At 68.0% G+C, this 1,290-nt stretch carries 1 protein-coding gene; it reads right to left on the minus strand.

All coding sequences use genetic code 11. The features are described from left to right. Positions 1 to 1,290: HAD-IC family P-type ATPase (locus A5705_RS18330; RefSeq protein WP_156763158.1), on the minus strand; the 1,290-nt coding region annotated here is incomplete at both ends.

Genomic DNA, 1,290 nt, shown 5'->3' on the forward strand with positions numbered 1-1,290 from the left:
AAGGTTTTCCAGGAACCACCCGGTGTGAAACGCCACCTCGCCGGCGTGCAGGATGCCGAGCATGAATCCGAAGGTCAGGAAGTCGAACAGCGAGTTGATGGGCCCGAACGTCAGCATGAACCTGCGGATGAAGGCGACGTTCCAGTGCGCCGGCGCATCGCGTTGCTCCTCATCGACGCGGTCGGTGGGGATCGCCAACTGCGAGGCATCGTAGAGCAGGTTGCCCAGCAGGATCTGGCTGGGCAGCATCGGCAGAAACGGCAAGAACGCCGACGCGGCGGCGGCGCTGAAGGTGTTGCCGAAATTGCTCGATGTGCCCATGAACACGTACTTGATGGTATTGGCGAAAATCCTTCTGCCCGTGGCCACCCCGGTGGCCAGCACCCCCAGGTCCTTTTCCAGCAAGACCACGTCGGCCGCGTCCTTGGCCACGTCGGTGGCGCTGTTGACGGAGATGCCCACATCGGCGGCGTGCAATGCCAGCGCGTCGTTGACCCCGTCGCCGAGAAACCCCACCGATCTTCCGGTGCGGCGTGCCGCGGTGATCAGCCGTGCCTTTTGGTCGGGGGAGATGCGGGCGAAGATACTGTGGTCCGCAGCGGCGCGGCCGAATTCGTCGTCATCGAGGCATTCCAGCTGCGCGCCGGTGATCGTGCCCTTGGACGCCAAACCCAGGTCATTGCAGACCTTTTCGGCGACCCGCGGATTGTCGCCGGTGGCGATCTTGAGCTCGATGCCCAGTTCGGCCAGCTGTGCCAGCGACTGGCGCGCCGCGGGTTTGGGTTCGTCGGCGAAGACCAGAAAGCCGGCCAGCGTCAGGTCGTGTTCGTCGTCGGCGGTGAGCTCCGTCAGCTCGGCGGCCGGGCGGGTGGCGACGGCGACCACCCGCCGTCCGGCGGCGAACAAGTCCGCCAGGGTCGCATCCGCGGCCGCCGGCGTCCCGTCGCACCGGTCCAGGACCTGTTCGGGGGCGCCCTTGACGACGAGGAGGCGGTTGCCGTCGTCGTCGACCAACACCGACGTCGCGCGCCGCTCGTGGTCGAACGGCAGCAGCGCGACGCGGCGCACCGCGCCGCCCACCAGTTGCTGTGGCTGCGGGGAGTCCCACAGCGCGGCGTCGAGCGGATTGGCGCTCACCACACCGGATTCCGGGTCGACGTCGGTGGCCAGCAGCCCGAGCCGCCGGACCGGCTCGGCCGGCGCACCGGCCGGATCGATCGTGCCGACCAGGCGGATGCGGCCTTCCGTCAGCGTGCCGGTCTTGTCGGTGATCAGGATGTCGATGTCGCC

This window comes from Mycobacterium sp. E787 (assembly GCF_001668725.1).
Taxonomy (GTDB): domain Bacteria; phylum Actinomycetota; class Actinomycetes; order Mycobacteriales; family Mycobacteriaceae; genus Mycobacterium.